The sequence below is a fragment of the Flexivirga oryzae genome (assembly GCF_014190805.1).
GTDB lineage: Bacteria > Actinomycetota > Actinomycetes > Actinomycetales > Dermatophilaceae > Flexivirga > Flexivirga oryzae.
The window spans coordinates 133,231-151,806 of sequence record NZ_JACHVQ010000001.1 but is presented as its reverse complement, the minus strand read 5'-3'; the positions used below and the strand labels follow the sequence as shown (position 1 = coordinate 151,806).

At 64.7% G+C, this 18,576-nt stretch carries 16 protein-coding genes; 10 read left to right on the top strand and 6 right to left on the bottom strand.

What is annotated here, in order from left to right:
- Nucleotides 1–30: 30 nt before the first annotated feature.
- Nucleotides 31–591, bottom strand: a complete 561-nt coding sequence (locus tag FHU39_RS00735) for an arsenate reductase/protein-tyrosine-phosphatase family protein (RefSeq protein WP_343065859.1) — start codon at nucleotides 589–591, stop codon at nucleotides 31–33.
- 333 nt (nucleotides 592–924) lie between these two features.
- Here FHU39_RS00735 and FHU39_RS00730 point away from each other — a divergent pair, with 333 nt between their 5' ends.
- From FHU39_RS00730 to FHU39_RS00695, 8 genes are all read left to right on the top strand, one after another.
- Nucleotides 925–1,338 carry a 4'-phosphopantetheinyl transferase superfamily protein gene (locus tag FHU39_RS00730; RefSeq protein WP_183318067.1) on the top strand — a complete coding sequence of 138 codons (414 nt, stop codon included), beginning with the start codon at nucleotides 925–927 and terminating at the stop codon, nucleotides 1,336–1,338.
- Nucleotides 1,339–1,494: 156 nt separating this feature from the next.
- Nucleotides 1,495–1,749 carry an acyl carrier protein gene (locus FHU39_RS00725; RefSeq protein WP_183318065.1) on the top strand — a complete coding sequence of 85 codons (255 nt, stop codon included), beginning with the start codon at nucleotides 1,495–1,497 and terminating at the stop codon, nucleotides 1,747–1,749.
- 14 nt (nucleotides 1,750–1,763) lie between these two features.
- Nucleotides 1,764–2,942, top strand: a complete 1,179-nt coding sequence (locus FHU39_RS00720; protein ID WP_183318063.1) for an acyl-CoA dehydrogenase family protein — start codon at nucleotides 1,764–1,766, stop codon at nucleotides 2,940–2,942.
- A 3-nt stretch (nucleotides 2,943–2,945) separates the two neighbouring features.
- The gene (locus FHU39_RS00715; protein ID WP_183318061.1) at nucleotides 2,946–3,881 is read left to right on the top strand and encodes an amino acid--[acyl-carrier-protein] ligase; all 936 of its coding nucleotides are present in this window, start codon (nucleotides 2,946–2,948) and stop codon (nucleotides 3,879–3,881) included.
- The gene (locus FHU39_RS00710; RefSeq protein ID WP_183318059.1) at nucleotides 3,878–4,855 is read left to right on the top strand and encodes a DUF1839 family protein; all 978 of its coding nucleotides are present in this window, start codon (nucleotides 3,878–3,880) and stop codon (nucleotides 4,853–4,855) included. Before FHU39_RS00715 ends, FHU39_RS00710 begins: the two co-directional genes overlap by 4 nt.
- Nucleotides 4,852–7,308, top strand: a complete 2,457-nt coding sequence (locus FHU39_RS00705; RefSeq protein ID WP_183318057.1) for a glycosyl hydrolase 2 galactose-binding domain-containing protein — start codon at nucleotides 4,852–4,854, stop codon at nucleotides 7,306–7,308. Before FHU39_RS00710 ends, FHU39_RS00705 begins: the two co-directional genes overlap by 4 nt.
- On the top strand, nucleotides 7,305–8,954 hold the full coding sequence (locus tag FHU39_RS00700) for an alpha/beta hydrolase family protein (RefSeq protein ID WP_183318055.1): 1,650 nt from the start codon (nucleotides 7,305–7,307) through the stop codon (nucleotides 8,952–8,954). Before FHU39_RS00705 ends, FHU39_RS00700 begins: the two co-directional genes overlap by 4 nt.
- Before the next feature lie 27 nt (nucleotides 8,955–8,981).
- The gene (locus FHU39_RS00695; RefSeq protein ID WP_183318053.1) at nucleotides 8,982–9,845 is read left to right on the top strand and encodes a class I SAM-dependent methyltransferase; all 864 of its coding nucleotides are present in this window, start codon (nucleotides 8,982–8,984) and stop codon (nucleotides 9,843–9,845) included.
- Between the two features lie 72 nt (nucleotides 9,846–9,917).
- Here the strand turns inward: FHU39_RS00695 and FHU39_RS00690 are convergent, their stop codons facing one another.
- From FHU39_RS00690 to FHU39_RS00680, 3 genes are all read right to left on the bottom strand, one after another.
- Nucleotides 9,918–10,799, bottom strand: coding sequence for a DUF6492 family protein (locus tag FHU39_RS00690; RefSeq protein WP_183318051.1), 882 nt, complete (start codon nucleotides 10,797–10,799; stop codon nucleotides 9,918–9,920).
- Between the two features lie 79 nt (nucleotides 10,800–10,878).
- Nucleotides 10,879–12,339, bottom strand: a complete 1,461-nt coding sequence (locus tag FHU39_RS00685; protein WP_183318049.1) for an O-antigen ligase family protein — start codon at nucleotides 12,337–12,339, stop codon at nucleotides 10,879–10,881.
- Between the two features lie 27 nt (nucleotides 12,340–12,366).
- Nucleotides 12,367–13,113: a hypothetical protein gene (locus FHU39_RS00680; RefSeq protein ID WP_183318047.1), complete on the bottom strand. Its 747-nt coding sequence runs from the start codon at nucleotides 13,111–13,113 to the stop codon at nucleotides 12,367–12,369.
- Between the two features lie 145 nt (nucleotides 13,114–13,258).
- On the opposite strand from FHU39_RS00680, the gene FHU39_RS00675 reads away from it, so the two are divergent.
- Nucleotides 13,259–13,942: a hypothetical protein gene (locus FHU39_RS00675; RefSeq protein WP_183318044.1), complete on the top strand. Its 684-nt coding sequence runs from the start codon at nucleotides 13,259–13,261 to the stop codon at nucleotides 13,940–13,942.
- Between the two features lie 98 nt (nucleotides 13,943–14,040).
- The gene (locus FHU39_RS00670) at nucleotides 14,041–15,795 is read left to right on the top strand and encodes an asparagine synthetase B family protein (RefSeq protein ID WP_183318042.1); all 1,755 of its coding nucleotides are present in this window, start codon (nucleotides 14,041–14,043) and stop codon (nucleotides 15,793–15,795) included.
- Between the two features lie 27 nt (nucleotides 15,796–15,822).
- Here FHU39_RS00670 and FHU39_RS00665 read toward each other — a convergent pair whose 3' ends face one another.
- Together FHU39_RS00665 and FHU39_RS00660 are read right to left on the bottom strand one after the other, a co-directional pair.
- Entirely contained in the window at nucleotides 15,823–17,349 is a 1,527-nt protein-coding gene (locus tag FHU39_RS00665; RefSeq protein WP_183318040.1) for an oligosaccharide flippase family protein, read from the bottom strand.
- The gene (locus tag FHU39_RS00660; RefSeq protein ID WP_183318038.1) at nucleotides 17,330–18,559 is read right to left on the bottom strand and encodes a heparan-alpha-glucosaminide N-acetyltransferase domain-containing protein; all 1,230 of its coding nucleotides are present in this window, start codon (nucleotides 18,557–18,559) and stop codon (nucleotides 17,330–17,332) included. The genes FHU39_RS00665 and FHU39_RS00660 overlap by 20 nt, the downstream gene beginning before the upstream one ends.
- Nucleotides 18,560–18,576 lie beyond the last annotated feature (17 nt).

Sequence of the window (18,576 nt, the reverse complement as noted above, 5' to 3'; positions counted from 1 at the left end):
CACCATAGGACCGTCCGGACGGCATCGTGGTCAACGACTTCGGGCAACCTCATGTGCGGCCTGCACGATCTTCGGCAGCACCGCGCCGACCTGCTGCGCCATCGTGTCGAATACCTCGTCCGACTGCCGGAAAGGATCCACGATGCCGGAGGCGTCTGCCAGTCGCGCGGCCACCTCGCCACGCGCGGACTGTGCCCTGATCGCCAGCTTGGCGACCAGAGAAGCGGCGGCCGGCTCGAGGAACGACTCGTGCTGCAGCTCTGCGGCCGCCACCAGATCACTGAAGTCATCGACTGCGTGCACGTAGCGCAATGCCTTGGGTTCCAGTTGCGCCACCTCTCTCCGGTGCTCGCGGGTCGCCGTCAGCACGAGATCGACTTCACGCAGCATCGCAGCCGTGAGCTGCCGGGCGACGAAGCCGTCGGCACTGATGCCTGCCTCCTGCAACAAACGCGCCGACCCCGGCTCCATCGGTCGACCGGTAAGCGCGTGCGTACCCGCGCTGGACACCTCGACATCCAGGTCGCGCAACCCATCCGCCAGCAGCCGCTCGATATACGGTGAACGGCACACGTTGCCCGTGCAGACCACCAAGATTCGTCCTGCTGAGCCCAACGCCCTACCTGTCCACGAGATCGGTTCAGTCCATCGGATCGTGCACCGTCACTGTAGCCGCGCCCCACGAAACCGCTGACCCCCACCCGGCCGGAATTCATGACCCTTCGGTAACCAGGACAAGAACTCCGACGCAAAGCAATCTCCTTGCCAACTGCAGACGGAAACCTTACGATTCCTTTACCCTTCGCGTACACGATGGCGCCGAGGTGCACATGCGTTTCTTTGCAGCCAGGTTGAAGGGCACAGTATTCAATGACCGGGACAGACAGCCCGCCGCGGCCGACGGCCGCCGATTCGGAATGCCTCGTGCCTGCCTTCGGCCTGCGCGTCGGAACGGATGTCCAAGTCATTGCCGACATCGAGGCGTCGGTCCGTCGACACGGGCGCCGCTACCTCGACCGGGTCTTCACCACGCAGGAGGTCGTGGCATGTGGCGGGTATGACGCGGAGCCCAATCTGATCGCTCCCGGCCTGGCAGCCCGCTTCAGCGCGAAAGAGGCGCTGCTCAAGGCGCTCCGGCCGACGGCGATCATCCCGGAGTGGCGCGACATCGAGATCGTCAGCATGCCCGGGGGGTGGCTGAGCGTGCAGTTGACCGGCGCCGCCAAGGAGATCGCCGATGAGAGCGCCTTGATCGACCTTCAAGTGTCCGTCTCCCACGACGGACCCGTGGCGGTCGCTACGGTCGTCGGCATCGAGCGCCGACGAACTGCATCCTGAACAAATGGTGTGAATATTGCTCACGCTCGGCAGTTTCCGAAAATTCGACCCGACGGCGACACCGATCGCCATACGATTGACGCGGATTCACTCGACCAGAGGTGCGCCGTGCGAATATCCAACACCCAGCACATTTAGACCAGGGAGGACATAGTTATGGAAGAGCGGATCAAGGAGGTACTGGCCGCCTACGGACGACTACCCAATCCGGTAGAAAGCCTCGGCCCCAACGACGACCTCTACCGCGCAGGTCTCACGTCGCACGCCAGCGTCAACGTCATGCTCGGCCTCGAAGACGAGTTCGACATCGAGTTCCCCGATTCGATGCTGCGCAAGAGCACCTTCGAATCAATCGCAGCGATCGAGGCTGCACTGCAAACCCTCAGCGACCCGTCACAACTGCCTGCATGAGTTCAGGAGACGCCATGTCCAGCACCCTCGACGCAGTGACCCACGAGTCACCGGCGCAGTCGCCGGCCGACATCGCGGCGACCATTGCCTCAACTGTCGCCGCACCGACGGCGGAGTCAGTTGATCAGGAATCCCGCTTCCCGAGTGAAGTGATCGATGCGTTGCGGGAGGCCGGCATGCTCGCCGCGCTCATCCCGACCGAGGATGGTGGGCTGGGTTGGTCACTCGAGGACGTCGCGCGGTCGGTGACCGAACTCGCCAAAGGCTGCTCCTCCGCCGCCATGGTCTACGCGATGCATCAGATCCAGGTGGCCTGCCTGGTCCGTCACGGTGACAACGACACGCTGCGAGAGTTCACCCGCCGGATCGCGTCCGAAGGCTTGCTCCTCGCCTCTGCGACAACTGAAGTCGGCATCGGCGGAAACGTCCGAAACAGCAGTTGCGCCGTCGAGACAGACGGCGACCGGTTCTCGCTGACCAAGCAGGCGCCGGTGATCTCCTATGGACAGTACGCCGACGCCATCCTCGCGACCGCTCGCCGCACGCCGAGCAGCCCCCCGAACGACCAGGCGCTCGTCCTGTGCCGTAAGGAAAACTTCACTCTCGAGCCGAAGTCCGGATGGGACGCACTCGGGTTCCGAGGCACCTGCAGCCTCGGGTTCGTGCTGACCGTGAGCGGTGACGCCGCCGACGTGCTCCCGGTCGCCTACGGCGACATTTCCTCCCAGACAATGCTCCCGGTGTCACACATCCTGTGGTCGTCGCTGTGGTTCGGGATCGCGAGCGCAGCCAGCGACAAGGCGCGGCGGTTCGTGCAGGCCGCGGCGCGCAAGAACCCCGACGTGACACCGCCGAACGCGCTACGGCTGGCCGAGCTGACGAACGTGCTCCAGCAGTTCCAGGACCTGGTGATCGCGGCGCGCGACCGGTACATGGCAATATCCAACGATCCGTCGCGGACCACCTCCATCGGGTTTGCGATCAACATGAATTCCCTGAAGGTCTCGGCGTCCACCCTCGTGGTCGACGTGGTCCAGCGGGCCCTGTTGATCTGCGGTATGGCGGGCTACGCGAACCACAGCCCATTCACCCTGGGGCGGCTGCTGCGAGACGCCTACGGCGCCCAGCTGATGGTCAACAACGACCGGATCAACGCCAACAACGCCCAACTGCTGCTCGTTTCACGGGGGTGAGCCATGACCGATCCAAGTGTTGTCACGGATGATCGCGTCGTCGCGCAGGAGGCATTCCGCTCCGACTTGGTCGAGGCAGGGATCCTGGTCCGCACCTCGGTGGACGGTCTCTATCAGCGTTCCGCCGTGTTCGAGTCGATCGTGCGTGGTATCGAGCGACTGGTCGGTGCCGCCGGGGCCGGCCGCTACGAGCCACTACTGTTCTTCCCGCCGGTGTTGCCGCGAGACGTCTTCGTGCGCAGCGACTATCTGCGCTCATTCCCCGACCTGACCGGTTCCGTCGACACCTTCGTGGGCAACGACCGCGATCACGCTGACCTGCTCCGCGCACTGGACGAGGGCGAGGACTGGACCCAGTACCTCACACCCGCCGAAGTGATGCTGTGCTCGGCGGCGTGCCACCCGCTCTATCCGAGTCTCACCGGGACCCTGCCCGAGGGTGGGAGGCGGATGGAGGTACAAGGCTTCTGTTTCCGCCACGAGCCGAGCGTCGACCCTGCCAGGATGCAGATCTTCCGCCAGCACGAGTTCGTCGCCGTCGGTGCACCGGACGACTGCATCGCGCACCGCGAGGAGTGGTTGGCGACCGCCTTGTCGATCCTCAGCACACTCGGTCTGCCGGTCACGAAGGTCGTTGCGAACGATCCCTTCTTCGGACGGGCCGGCCGGATCCTGGCGGTGAACCAGCGCGAGACCGCGCTGAAGTTCGAGATCGTCTGCCCGGTCACGTCCGAGGAGTTCCCCACCGCGATCGCCTCCGGCAACTACCACATGGACCACTTCGGTGTGCCGTTCGAGATCCGGACGGCTGACGGCGAGACAGCCCACTCGGCCTGTATCGGCTTCGGATTGGAACGGATCACCCTGGCGTTGCTGAAGACCCACGGCCTCGATGTGCAGACCTGGTCCGCAGACGTTCGATCTCAGTTGGGTATATGACCACCAGACTGCTGCCGCTGACGGGCGATGGTTATCAGACACACCCGTTGCACTCGACCGAGCGGATCTGGACCGAAACCAACTGCTACGTCGACGTGTGGCTGGAACTGCTGCACAGTCTCGGACTCGACCCGATGGTTGCGGGGGCGTTCGCGATCAGCACGGACTTCGAAGGCGACCAGTGGACGTTCTTCAAGTATCCGGAGGCGGACCTGAGACGGGCCTACGGCATCGACGTCCACGAGATGAACCCGTGGCGCGGTGTGCTGGAGCACGTGGTCGAGCAACTCGAGCTCGGCCGCCTGATGACGGTCGAGGCGGACTCCTTCTACCTACCGGACACCCATGGGGTCTCCTACCAAATAGAGCACGTGAAATCCACGATCGTGCCCAATGCCGTTGACGTGCAGGGCCGCTTCCTCGGCTACTTCCACAACGCCGGCTACTTCGAGTTGACCGGTGATGACTTCGACGGGATCTTCCGCCGCGGAGCCCACGCCGAACCGGCGCTACCGCCATACACCGAAATCATCCGGCTCGACTCGGTGCATCACCTCACCGACGACGACGCAGTGGACATGGCGCACACACTCCTGGCCGAGCACGTGGCAAAACGGCCCGGCGACAACCCGATCACCCGAATGGCTGAGCGCACAGTGCGTGACCTGCGATGGTTGCGCGATCAGCCCCCGGAGAAGTTCCACCTCTGGGCGTTCGGCACCGTCAGGCAATGCGGTGCGTGCGCGGAAACCGCAGCTTCCTTCCTGTCCTGGCTCACCGATCATGGGGGCGCAGCCGAGGCCAAAGAAGCATCGCGACACTGGACAAATCTGGCCGAACAGGCCAAGGCGCTGCAATTCGCTCTTGCTCGCGCCGCGAGGGGGCGGCAGATCGACCTCTCGCCGATCATGCAACAGATGGCAGAGGAGTGGGACAGCGCGCAGTCGCTCACCAGCGCATTGGCCGGGCCGTGAACGCCGCGCCCGACCTGCTCGCCGAGGTCTCCTGGGAGTGTGCCCGAGCCGGCGCAGGCTCCACCCAAGCCCCTGAACTCGGCTGGGTGATCGCACCGGTCCCCGGCACCGCAGCACAGGCGCTGAGAGATATCGGTGACCCCGGTGCTCTCAATCGGACCTACGATGCTGACGACTGGTGGTGGCATTGCGAATTCACCGTCGAGTCGGCTGGCCAACACGCCCTGTCCATCGGCGGTGTCGCCACCTTCTACGAGGTCCTGGTCGACGACGACGTCGTCCTCGACGAGTGCAACATGTTCATCGCACACAACCTCGACCTGCACCTGACGAAGGGTCGGCACACGCTGCTGGTGCACTGCCGGTCGCTGCAACCACTGCTCGCGCGGCGCCGCCCGAGGCCACGCTGGAAGAGCCCCGATCTGGTGCATCAGAACCTCCGCTGGGTCCGCACCTCACTCCTCGGCCGCCAGATCGGGGGCGTGCAGTCCCCCGCACCCGTCGGTCCGTGGCGACCGATCACCTTGCGGCACTGCGGTCACCCGCAACTACGGTCCAGCCGACTACGTACCGAATGCGCCGACGACGGGTCCGGGACGGTGCAGGTCGTCGTCGAGCTGCTCGGCATCGACCGGTCCGCCGACGTGACCGTCCAGGTCGGCGACGCGGAGGCACCGCTGGACGTCGCCGGACACCAGGGCACGGTGACGGCGACCGGAAGCATCACCCTCCCCCGCGTCGAGCGCTGGTGGCCGCACACCCACGGCACTCAGCCGTTGTATGACGTGATCGTCACGGCTGGAAGCGCCGAATTCCACATCGGCCGCGTGGGCTTCCGCACCGTCGCAGTGGACCGCTCCGACGGCGCATTCACGTTGCGTGTCAACGATATTCCGATCTTCGCGCGCGGCGCCTGCTGGTCACCGACCGACCCGGTGTCGTTGTGTGACGGTGATCTGCGTAGGCACCTGGAGACGGTGCGCGACGGCAACCACAACGTGATCCGAGTCAGCGGCACCGGCGTTTACCCGAGCGCCGGATTCCTCGATCTGTGCGACGAACTGGGTCTGTTGATCTGGCAGGACTGCATGTTCGCCTTCTTCGACGCTCCCGATGAGGACGACTTCAATGCCACGCTGGCTGAAGAGGTGCGTCAGCTGCTCGAGTCGTTCGGGGGTCGACCCAGCCTTGCCGTGGTGTGCGGCAGCAGCGACGCCGAGGAGCAGGCTGCCTATCTGGGGTTGCCGCCGGAGAAGTGGGTTGCGCCGGTCGCCGCCACTCTCATCCCGAGACTCGTCGCTGAACACGCACCAGGGACGCCCTACGTGAGCAGTTCACCCAGTGGAAGCCCGTTGCCGAGCATGGTCAACGCAGGTCCGTCCCACTACTACGGCGTCGGCGCCTATCTGCAGCCGACGACCGACGCTCGCCGTGCCGGAGTGCGCTTCGCGTCTGAATGCCTCTGCATGGCCTGCCCCGCAGAGCCGATGGACAGCATCGAAGGTGTCGTCGCACAGCGCCGTCTCGGCCACCATCCGGCATGGAAAGCCTTGATTCACAGGGATGCCCAATCATCATGGGATCTGGAGGACATCCGGGAGTGGTATACCAGGCACCTGTTCGGCCTTGACCCGATCGAGTTGCGACGCGCCGACGGTAGCCATGCAGCAGCTGTGGCGCGTGCGACAGTGGCGACTGTCTTCGAGGACGTCTTGTCCGAGTGGCGACGTCCCGATTCCTCGTGCGCCGGCTCAATCGTGTTCGAGGGCCACGACGTGGGATTCGGTGGTGGCATCGGCATCGTCGACGGACATGGACGCCCGAAGGCGCCGTGGTACGTCATGCGACGGCTGATGGAGCCGGTTGCGGTCATGCTCACCAACGAGGGCGTCAACGGCCTCGCCATACACATCGCGAACGACGGGCCGCGTTCATGGGAGGGTCAGCTGCGGGTCGACCTGGTGAGCGACGGCGGACACATCGGCGAATCGCTCACGCTGCCTGTGCAGGCGCCCGTTCCAGGCACGACGGTCGACCTGATGACCGCGCTCGGCGAGTTTCGTGACATCAGCTACATCCACCGTTTCGGGCCCCCGGCGTACGACGTCGTCGCGGTCACCCTGGTTGCGCCGGACGGATCTGAGGTGTCGCAGGCCAGCTTCCTGGCCGGACCGCGGCTGCGGCCGGTGGACGCGCATCTGGGGCTGGACGCCACCGCGCGACAGGAGGAGGGAGACTGCTGGCTGCTCGATGTCTCCACCGATCGCTTCGCGCAGTGGGTGCACGTGAACGTCGACGGGTGGCAACCCGATGACAGCTGGTTCCACTTGCTGCCCGGCGCTACTCGGACGGTGCGCCTCCAGCCCAGACCCGACGTCCTGCCCGGCCCGCCGCGTGGCGAGGTCATGGCGCTGAACGCTGCCCGCTCAACGCGGATCGCGGTGGCACCATGATCGACACGCCCACCTGGTTCGGCCCGGCCGAGCGATCGCTGTTCGGCTGGTTCTGCACACCGGACAGCGGAGCCGCGAGCTACGCGGTGCTGCTGTGCCCACCGATCGGAGAGGAGGAGCACAATGCGCACGAGACCATCCGACGCACCGCGTGGGGCCTGGCCGAGCAGGGCATCGCCTCGCTGCGTTTCGACTTTCACGGCACCGGGGACTCGATGGGCCACTGGTCCGATCCGGGTCGTGTGCCCGCCTGGCTGACCAGCGTCCAGGATGCGTATGACGCACTTGTCGCCACCGGAGTCCCCACCATAGGTGGCATCGGAATGCGGCTGGGCGCAACACTTCTCGGGACCGCTGCGGCCAGAGGGGTCATCGACTTGGACATGCTTGTCCTCTGGGACCCGTGCAGCGGAAAGAGCATGCTGCGCGAGGGTTACGCCCGGAGACCCGGCACAGCCGAATACGAAGACGGCTCGATCGAGACCCCCGGGTACCTGTACGGGCCTGAAACAGTAGCGGACCTGCAGTCCGTCGATCCTGCAACGATTGTCGGAAACATCAGTAGTCGCGTAGTGCTCGTGCTGGCCCGCGACGACCGTCCCCCGGCACGCGGGCTCAAGAAACGACTCCCGCCGGCGGACATGGTCGAATGGCAGACCTGCGCCGGCATGTCCGACATGCTCGACGTGCCGATGGATCTGAACAACGTGCCGATTGACGCGGTCGAGCAATTGGTGAAATGGGTTGCGCAACACGAGGTTTCGAGCGGCGCGGTGCAGCTGGACATCCCACACCGGTCCCTGACATTGCGGCCGACGCGCAGAGAGCCGATCCGGGAGTCGACCGTCCGGCTCGGCGACCAAGGACTGTTCGGGATCGTGACCGAGCCCGCCCGTCGCACCCGGTCCGCCATCGTGACCTTCGTCAACGTGGCCAACGACCGGCAGACCGGACCCGGCCGACACTGGGTCGACATGGCTCGAGACCTGGCTTCGGAAGGTTTCCGGTGTGTCCGGTTGAGCCAGTCCGGCACCGGTGACAGCCCCACGCTTCCGGGTCAGACATTCGGTGAGCTCTACTGCACGCAGTGGCTCACCGATCTGCCAAATGCTTTGTCGGACAGCACCTTCGACGACGGCGACATCGCACTCGTATCCCTGTGCTCTGGCGCCTACAGCTCCCTGGAGGCGGCAATGCGGGTCCGGGTGGCCGCGGTCTATCCGATCAACGTCATCCTGACGATTCGAGACACGAGTCGTGGGCAACGCCTGCACAGCACCGATCGTCGGGTTGCCCGACCCGCGAATCCCGCGTTCCTTCCCCGTTCGCCGGCGTCAGCCCAGCGACGGTATGTCGCGTGGCGCGTCTACCGACAGCTCGCGGTCTGGCACGCACCGCTGTCCGCGGTGCACGCCCTGGTGCGCCGCGGGACTGCGGTCGTGCTCGTCATGAGCCCGGACGACGGCCGGCACTTCTGGGAGTCCGCGTTCTGGTCCGGGCTGTTCTCCTGGCGATGGAGACGGGCCGGGGCATTTCGACTTCACATCGATGAGCGGATCGACCATCCGCTCATGACGCAGGACGGCCAACAGGCCGCAATCAACCTCATCCACCGGGACCTCGTCGACCGCTTCCCCAGCGGCTGAGTCGGTCCCCGGGCTCAAGGAGCCACCATGATTGATCGCCCGGACCACGAACAACAACAAACGGCACACATGCCGGCGGACACGAACGGTTCCACCTGGACACACACCGCCCCTGTCTACAGTGAGCACTTCAACTGGAACGATGCCGGTGAGCGGATCGCGATCCAGCAAGTGGCCGACGAGGTCCGAGACACTCGCATCCTGGACGTGGGAGTGGGGGCCGGCCGCACGAGCTGGCTGGTCGGCCTCCTCACCCATGACTACGTCGGCATCGACTACGCGCCCGCGATGGTCGAAGCCGCTCGGAAGAACTGCCCCTGGGCCGACATACAACTCGGTGATGCACGCGCGCTCACGTTCGCGGACGATTCATTCGACATGATCTTCTTCAGCAACGCGGGGATCGACTCGCTCAACCACGACGACCGGTCACGAGCGCTGGACGAGTTCGCGCGCGTGCTACGACCGGGCGGACGGCTCATCTACTCGACCCTCAACCGATGCGGGCCGTTCTACGGCGCACACGCAGGACCGACCCATGCCCCAGGAAAACTGCCGACCCCGTACCGAGCGGTGCGTTTCGCGGCCCGGGCCGCGCTGCGGCCGGGTGAGCACTTGGCGGGATTCCGGAACGTGCACCACAATTCGGCGGTGTTCGAGGACCACGGTGACTGGGCGATCGACACTATGCCGACGCACAGCTGGTCCCTGATCGTCCACTACATCACCCCCGATGCGGCGCGCACCGAGGTGGCCGACCACGGATTCGATTCGGCGACGGTGTTGGACTTCGACGGGCAACTGCTCGACGACGCGAGCTTGGTCGCGCGCTCACCTTGGTTCTACGTCCTCGCCAGACGCCACAGCGACTCGGGCGTCCAACCGGCCTGACCGGATGGAGTCAGGTGGCACCGTGTGGCGTTGCCACACGGTGCCATCGCGTGCTGACCCTCAAGTACCTACTCAGGTCTCCGGAGCGATCAGTTCGGAGGCTGCCCGGCGGACGGACATGGTCGTGTGGGACTTGGCCGAGATCATCATCGCGATGTCGTCCGGCCGGCGCTTGCTCACAAACTCGTCCACCTCGGCATGCTCCATCGCAACGGAGCCCCAGTACTCGTGGCACAGTGAGCTGTCGCGGTGCCGTTCTGGATTGTCGCGCCAGCCGAGCACCTCATCGGCGAAAACGCCGTACAAGGTCCATTCCGAGAAGTTCAGCTGGCGCGCGATGACCTGCTGCCACGACGTGCCGTGCTGCCGCTCCAAATGGGCACGAAGCTGACGCACCACCGCCGTGTCGAGGGCGATGAACGCACTGATGTAGTCGTGGTACGGCGGCTCTGCCACCGGAAGGCCCAAGAGTGCGCGCGCCGACTTGTGCCACCGGACGTGGTCCGGCAACGCGTCAGTTACGGCATTGTCACGGCGATAGAGGACAGTGTGGCCGTCGTTCTGGAACACCAGGGAGTCCAGTGGGCGGATGAGCTCGACGTCCGAGTCCGCAACAAGAACAGTGGCCACCGGAAGCCGGTCGGCAGCCGCGAGCTTCAGCACCTGCTGCAGGATCCACCCTCTGATCGGAGGGAATGGGTGCCGGGGTTCAATGGCCACGACACGTGCTGATGCCGGAATGCGCGGCAGGCGGTCGCTCAACCGGGAGAGCCGTGGCGTCAGTCGGATCGCGGGGACCAGCAGTTCCCGAGCCGGCCAGACAACGCAGTCCGGTCCGCTGAACGGCGAGAAGAGTGGGACATCCTCTTGTGGGACGATCAAATAATGCATCGACCCAGCCGGGGCGAACCGCTGCACGGACCGCCGGAGCTCGGCGAAGACGCCGTAGTCCACCGAGTACGTCGGCGTGACGATCGCAAGAGCCTGTGACTCCGCCGCTCGACCGTCAGGCATTCCATCTCCCTGGGCCCCGCTATCCATCGGCATCCTCTCGCTCTGACCTGCTGTTTTCGGTACTCAACTCGGCCGAAGCGGGCTGGCCGTCGATCGGTGTCTCTGGAACTCCGGGTGGCTGCACATCGGGCTCGAGTTCGGTGGACTTCTCGGCCTTTATCCGCGCAAGCACGCCGATCAGTCCGATCACCAGGAACAGCAGGCTCGGCACCATGGGAAACCCCAGGGCATCGAAGGTGGCAAAGCTCGAGAATGCCGCAAGGACGGCCGCCACCAACGCCCGGGCCAATGAATCCGACCAACTACCTCGGGCCGAGGTACGAATGATGCGTATGCCCGTGACAACCGCGCCGCGTGCGAACCAGCCAGTGAGCACGAAACCGACGACGCCGCCTCCGATCAGAATCCCGAGAAGCATGTCGTCCAGGATGCGATATTGCGGAAGGAACGTTCCATAGCCTCGGCCGAAGATCGGCCATCGTTCGATGAACATGAATGCGTAGGAGTAGCTGTCCGTCCGTGACTTGGCGCTCCCGTCGGTGCTGATCCCCGTAAACATGTTCGTCAGCGTCCCGACCATCCCGGGGACGAGTTCGTAAAAGACGGCCAGAACGCAGATCGTGGCCAGGTACATCACGCGTCTCTTGTGCCGCGGCCACGCAGCGACCACGATGGGAAGGCCGACGACGAGGCAAACGATCGTCGTGCGAGAGATGCTGACAGGGCAGGCCATCGCAATCGCCGCCACCGGCCACCATCGCCGAAGGAGCGACCGCCCCGGTCGACCATGCATCGCATCGTGGATCGCGATCGGCAGGCACATGGCAATGATGACGCCGAACTCGATGGGATGGGTCGCAGTACTGGCCGGACGATCGAACCCGCTGCGACTCACCGCTTCGAGATCGGAGTTGAAGCTCAACCCCGGGATCTGGATGAGGTCGACCCACTGGCGTTTCGTCGCGAACTGCACTAGACCGAGTGCGGCAACCACCCCACCTGCCACGGCAATTCGGTGCACGAGAAGCTCGAGCCGGTCTCGGCTGGCGATACCGTCGATGCTGATCAACAAGACACCACACCATGCCGTGAGGCTGATCAACGAGCGGTCGGAACCGTTGATCTCCAATGCCGCGATCGGGCGGGTCGCCGCCGCAACGTAGCTCGCAGTCATTCCCCACGCATACAGAGTCAGCGCGAACCGAATCGTGGCTCCGTGACGATGTGCCTGCTCACCGCGCCGCAGCCTCTCGGAGTACCACCAGAGGAACGTGAGGATACCCAGCATCTGTGCGGGCGTACCTGCAGCACCGAGCGGAGCAAAGACAAGGACCGACGGGATGAACGCAAACATCCACACGTACAGCGACAGCACCGCGGTGACATCGAACCGCCAAATACCCCAATCCGCCGGCCCCCTTCCAGGGCGGGCACTCACGACCTGGTCGTCCGGATTCCGATCAACGTCGAGAGTCGTCATGCTTGCCCTTGATCCGCCTCGGCGGCGTCACGAGCGTCGGCTGAGGTGGGATGAAGCGTGCACGTCGAGCTCGGACTCATCGCTATCAGTATTGGGCTCTACCGACTCGGGGAGCGAGTCATCGGGGGCCGATTGTTGCGCGTCGCGCTGGCTTTGCTCCTCGGCTTCGGTGGAGGCATCGGAGGACCTGCGTCGCCCGGTGCGGTGATTGGCGGCGCGTCTGCTTCGACGACGTGCCACGAGACCATCGACGAAGGACGCGCCCAGCACGGTGGCTGCAAGGCCGAGTGCCAGCGCGAGCAATCCCGCCCGCTGTTGACTCTTATGGCTGACGATGGGTTTCGTGTCTTCTGCCACGAGATCCGTGGTGATCCGACCCGAAGCTGGAGTGTTCGCTGCTACCTGCAGTTGATCCAGACGCTGAGGCGCCAGCGTCGTCAACGTCTTCAGGACCTTGGACGCTCCGGCGGAGGTGCTGTCCGTCACGTCGACAACCAGCACCGCGCCACTGGTCGCGGGATCCGGTGCAACCGTGTAAGTGGCGGTCGGGCTGACGTCTTTGACCGTCAGCGCTGTCTGCTGACTCAGCATCGAATCAGACAGCACACCGACCACTGGCTGCATGCTGCCCAGGTTGAGGTAGGGGTTTCCCGCCTTGGGCACCGTCGCCCCCGGCGGCAGGAGCAACAGCATGGCCTTCGCCTCATAAGTGACCCCCGAGGCGCGCAATGCCCCGAAGCACAACAACGGGGTCAAAAGCAGGCCGACCAGCACGACGTACCACCTGCGTCGTAACGCACCGGCGAGATCTACCTTCACCGGGGTTCCCCCTCAACTCGAATTCCGGCGACTCTTCTCGGTTCACCGATCGCCTAGTGTTACTTTAGTATGCAATATCGGGCGGGAAAGCAGGTCCTCGATGATGCCGCAAGGCTCTCACGACACAGTTGGACGCCGCCGCAATATCATTGGCTTATTGCAGACACGCGGTCTAGTCCTCATTATGCTGCTCGGCCTGTGTGGAGGCTGGGTGTGGGCGTTGCAGACGCATGGGGCCTACCAGGGCACGGTCCGCGTCACCTTCGCCGCACCGAACTCCGCGGAGGCCAGCGATCCATTCACCCGGGCACTCAACCCGCTGTCTTCCGAGTCACGATACAGCTTGATCAAACTCGCGGGCGTCACCGTCCGTTCGGTTGCAGGTCTGCACACACCACCGCAACCGGTGGATGCCAGCGTGACACTGCTCGACAGCGGCGTCTATGACGGCTGGTCGGTGGTCCAGCCCAACGACGGCAGCCAATGGTCGTACTCGTTCAGTGTTGCCGGTATGCAAGTCCAAGCAACAGGACCGAGTGCAGAGTCTGTCACCGCGAAAATCGACAACCTCGTCGGAAAAATCCGCGCAAGTGTCACCGCGAGGGAAGACGCCCACCATGTCGAGTCGAGCCAGCGGGTGAAGATCCTGGTGAGTTCCAGTCCCCCACCGGTCTACTTCGAGTCGGGAAGCAGGATGCGAGCCGTTGCCGGAATGGCGTTACTCTCGGTGCTCACCCTTGTCGCGTTGACGCAATACCTGCACGGCCGTCAGCGACTGGCCTGACCGGAATACCCACCCGGCGAACGACCAGTCCGCGGTGACTCCATGCGAGTTCTGAGTATTCGCCGGATCTGGAGAACGCACGCGAGCATACTGACCGCATGATCGACGTCGACCGTTACGCCGGGGGCATCCTCGTTGTCTCATATGGTGACTGCAAGGATCGGGATCCAGCGTCTGCGCTTCGTGCCGCGGGCATTACGACGCCAACCATCGTGCGGCGTGAGAACACGACAGTCGCCACGTGGGGGGCGCTCGTCGCCGAGCAGGCCAGCGGATCGCCGGTGGTCATCAGCGGGCTTGCTCGCGGGCCGCGTGCAGCGATTCCACCCGCTGCAATTGACCTTGCTACCGCTACGGCCGGCGACGAGACGATCTGGGATCTGATGCCCCCGTTCGCCGCTCTGCAGATCGACGATCGGAGCACCGTGCGCGCCGCGACCGACATGCTCGGATTCCGGCACGTCTATCATCGCCGAGGAGATGGGTGGAGCGCCGTCTCCACATCCAGTCTGGTTCTTGCCCACCTTGACGACGCGCGGATCGACCGGCAGGGCGTTGCCGTCCAAGCCATGCTTGGCTGGCAACTGGGCGACCGAACCCTCATCCACGGTGTGCGCAAGCTACGCGAGCGCCAGCGGATAACCCTCCACGACGGCGAGCTGACGATCGACGAATACGCGCCCGCTTCGCCCCACAGCCGGATACCCATCGACACGGCAGTCTCCGAGGCATCCACGATGTTGAGCGACTACATGGTCGACTATCTGGACGAGAACCCCGACGCCATCCTCCAGCTGACTGGTGGGCTGGACTCCCGCATCCTGCTGGCCGCCATTCCGCGTTCTCGTCGTAAGGGCCTCCGCGTCCTGACCTTGTCAAGTGGTCCGGACTCCGAGGACGTCCGGATCGCAGCCCAACTCGCCGAGCGCTATGGGATGGTGCATCTGGTGCAGGGCCTGTCCGAGCTCAGCGACCTCGACCCTAGCGAGGCGCACGCGCTCGTCATGTTCAGCGCGCGCCAACTCAACGGCATGGCGGACCCGGTCGCACATGCGGCATTGCTCGTGGTCGAGTCAGCCTTCCCCCAAGGCGCCCGCATCTCTGGTCTCGGTGGTGAGGTTGCGCGCGGCTTCTATTACGTGGGCCCGGTCATCGGTTACCCGGTAGCACGTCCACTCACGCGACTCCTCGTGGACTGGCGCATGTTCGCCAACGATTCGGTGGCGACGGGAGCTCTGAATGCTGAATTCGGCGAGTGGGCGCGTCCATTCGCCACCGATGAGGTCCACCAGGTCTTACTGAACACCGGGTTGCCATGGCCTGACGCGACCGATCGGATGTATTTGTACGAGCGCATGCAGCGTTGGTCAGGCGTCGTTGACAGCGCGGTCTGCCTGGGACGCGCAACCGTCAATCCAATGCTGGATCCGCGGTTCATCGATATCGCGAATTCGCTTGCGCCCGTGGACAAGGCGCACGCCCGCTTCCTCGCACAGCTGGTGTGCCGCCTGGATCCAGAGCTCGCAGAGATCCCACTCGAGGGTCGACGGGCGCCGTTGGCCTATGCGGCACCTGGCCTGGGCCAACGGCTCACCAACGGAGTACCGGTCGCACAGAAGGCAGGCCGCAAGATTGCCCAGCGCCTTCGCAACACCCGGCGGCCGCCGGCCGGCGGTGACACGCTCACCACGCTCCTGACCGAGCACTGGCGACGCAACCCGAGCCTACTCGACCCCGTTCGGAAGACGAGGGTGTTCGACGACCAATGGCTCGATGGGATGCTCGCAGGCGCGGCTGCGGACCCATCGACGACGGCTCTCCTGGCCAGCATGGTTGCACTTTCGCCGTCCTGAGCTGATCGACGTCGACAGCGGCAGCTGTCAGTCGCGAGAGACCGCTCCTGCCGGTCGCCGTAGTCGGCTGTAGAGCGGGTAGCGAGCCCACTCATCAAGTCGCACTCGACCAAGCAGCCGCATGACCTTGCCCGGTAGGTACTGCCCCATGACCGGCAGACCGAGGGTCAGGTAGACCGCCCCGCCAACCACGAGTCCGATTGCGAGCCGTCCACCTGCGACATCTGACACTTGCTTGGCCGCCCAGGCGGCGAGGGCGCTGACGACCGTCAGGGCAAGGGCCGGACAGGTGGAGGCGAGCAGAGTCCTGGAGAGATCATCGACGAACCGCCTGGTCAGCACGAAGTAGGCCGGTAGAACGACCACAACGATGACCACGACATGGGCAAACGCGGCACCGCGCATACCGTCCGCTTCAACACCCAGGAACATTGCGGGTACGAGAACGACAAGCCAGATGATCTGCACGATCAGGTTGGGCGTCGGATATCCCATACCCACCAGTAGATTGCTGAGTAGCAACGACCCAACGTAGAGGCTGCCATAGACGCCAAGCACCACAATCACCGGAGCTGCGGCGATCCACCGATGACCGTAGAGCGTGTCGACAATCTCACCTGACAACACCACGGTGAACCCCGATATCGGAAAGGCGACCAGGCAGATCAGGCTGAGTGAACTGCGCAGCGCTCGACCCAATCGCTGCGGATCACTCTTGGCGTGACTGAACATCGGCATCGCGACGTTGAGCACCATCGAGCTGAGCGTTGCCGTTGCCCAGGAGCTGACGTTGAAGGCAAGTGTGTAGATGCCGAGACGTACGGGGCCAAGCACCTTGCTGACGAACAGGTAGTCCGCATTCAGGAGCATGAATCCGACCAGGTTTGCGGCAGCGATCGGCACTCCGAAGCGCAGCACGCGTCGCACCTGGCTTCGGTCGAGGTGGGGCCGGTAGAACTTCTTCGCGAACCAGATGAGCACACACCCGGTCACCAACTGACCGAACACCCTGGACCATGCGAATGCGATGTCGCCAGGCCCGTTCAGCGCAAGAAGAATCATCAGGACATTGCCTGGCAGGAAGGCCGCTGCCACTCCGAAGAACATTGCATCCTGGCGGAACTCCCGCGCGAGGATGCCGCACGGAATCGTGAACAGACCGACCATTGCGATACAGAGCGCGAGGATCCGCAACGCGCCCGCACTGTCGGGGGCCCCGAGCAGCACCGCCAGGAACGGAGCCAGAATGAGCATCGCGACCGCGAGCCCCACGCCGATCACAATCGACAGGAAGGAGACAGTCGGACCGATCTCCTCCGGATCCATGTCAGCCTGGGCCATGCATGCCGTCAGCCCGAGTTCCGAGAATGAACTGACGACAGTGAAGACCGCTAGTGCGACGGCGTAGTTACCGAACTCTGCCGGCGTCACGATCCGCAGCATGATCATCGTGACGACCATCCCGACCAGCCGCATCGCAACGGTGTTGATGCCGCTCCACATCGCTGCCCGGGTCACACGACCCGCAAGCGACTCAGCCACGACGATCCCCACGAATCTTCAGCAGGCGGCCGACCGCCCGTGCTGCGGCACGGGAGATGACGGCGACAATCGTTTCCAGCGGGCCTTTGAGCCGAAGAAGGGCGAACACCGCTCCGGCAATCACCACGACGGCAACTTCCGGCAACAGGCGTCGAGGACCGTGGTCCGGCCAGGTCTGCGGGAGAACCATGACGATGTGCAAGCTGTAGAGGGTGAGTGTCATCGCGCCGGCGCCGAAGACAATCTGCCAGAGTCTCGGCACGACGCGCGTGGCGAGTAGCGCTGCACCGATGACGGCGAGAGCGGTGGCTGTCGTCTGGAGCAGGTCCGGCCCCGAGCCGGAATGTGGCGCATCGATCGCGAGCCACCACCAGCTGTGAGTGGGCGTGATGCCCTGCAGTCCGACTTCCAGCTCAGGTTGCAGCGCAGCCCACGAGTGCACGGTCGTGCCGTCCCATGTGGCGACAAGTCGCTCGTGGACGCCTGGCAGGGAGGTGACCAGGTGGGACACGACGGCCGCGAGGCCCGCTGCGAGAGCACCGCCACAGAGCAGCGCGAGAGCACGATCTGCTCGCCGCAGATCTAGTCGGCCGACCGCCATCCCGCAGAAGAGATACGCAATCCAGGTGAAGGCCGGATACTGGCCCGTGAGGAACAGCCGCAAGAAAATCCCGCCGACACCTAGCCCGCTGAAGCCGCCGGCGGTCGACGTGGGGTGAGCCAGTCGCACCACTTGCGATACCACCGGCGCAACAACCATCCAGGCGACGCCGAGTGCGAACAACTGTGCCGGACGTAACCACAAGAATGGAATGGCCAATGCGAACAGCACGCCGTAGTAGGGCAGGATCACGGCGATGCCCGCTGGATGCAGTTGCTCCAGGGCGAGTCCAAAGATAACGATCACGACGGCGCGCACCAGCACGGCGCTGGAGTCCTCGACGCGCCGGCGTCCCGTGTGGGGCACCCGCCCTCCGGTGATCAACGCCAGCGAAGCTCCCGCGAGCACCGCGAACAGGGCAGCTGAGTTGCCGGTGACCATGCGTTGTGACAGCGGAACGTGACCGCGTACGGTCTTCGGGAGGATGTGGGCGATCATCATGCCCACCAGCGCAACGGCGCGTGCCACGTCCAACCCGACGAACCGCTGCGACGGGCCGACGCTCCATGGCCCGGCGCGCCACCGCGTACCCCGCACCGGCCTCGGCGTGATGGTCATCATGCGAGCCGCTCGCGACC

What these genes read in the sequence shown, in the direction of transcription:
- FHU39_RS00660 (WP_183318038.1), bottom strand. Translation starts at nt 18,559, where the DNA reads ATGATGACCATCACGCCGAGGCCGGTGCGGGGTACGCGGTGGCGCGCC.
- FHU39_RS00720 (WP_183318063.1), top strand. Translation starts at nt 1,764, where the DNA reads ATGTCCAGCACCCTCGACGCAGTGACCCACGAGTCACCGGCGCAGTCG.
- FHU39_RS00675 (WP_183318044.1), top strand. Translation starts at nt 13,259, where the DNA reads ATGATGCCGCAAGGCTCTCACGACACAGTTGGACGCCGCCGCAATATC.
- FHU39_RS00700 (WP_183318055.1), top strand. Translation starts at nt 7,305, where the DNA reads ATGATCGACACGCCCACCTGGTTCGGCCCGGCCGAGCGATCGCTGTTC.
- FHU39_RS00670 (WP_183318042.1), top strand. Translation starts at nt 14,041, where the DNA reads ATGATCGACGTCGACCGTTACGCCGGGGGCATCCTCGTTGTCTCATAT.
- FHU39_RS00710 (WP_183318059.1), top strand. Translation starts at nt 3,878, where the DNA reads ATGACCACCAGACTGCTGCCGCTGACGGGCGATGGTTATCAGACACAC.
- FHU39_RS00685 (WP_183318049.1), bottom strand. Translation starts at nt 12,339, where the DNA reads ATGACGACTCTCGACGTTGATCGGAATCCGGACGACCAGGTCGTGAGT.
- FHU39_RS00715 (WP_183318061.1), top strand. Translation starts at nt 2,946, where the DNA reads ATGACCGATCCAAGTGTTGTCACGGATGATCGCGTCGTCGCGCAGGAG.
- FHU39_RS00725 (WP_183318065.1), top strand. Translation starts at nt 1,495, where the DNA reads ATGGAAGAGCGGATCAAGGAGGTACTGGCCGCCTACGGACGACTACCC.
- FHU39_RS00695 (WP_183318053.1), top strand. Translation starts at nt 8,982, where the DNA reads ATGATTGATCGCCCGGACCACGAACAACAACAAACGGCACACATGCCG.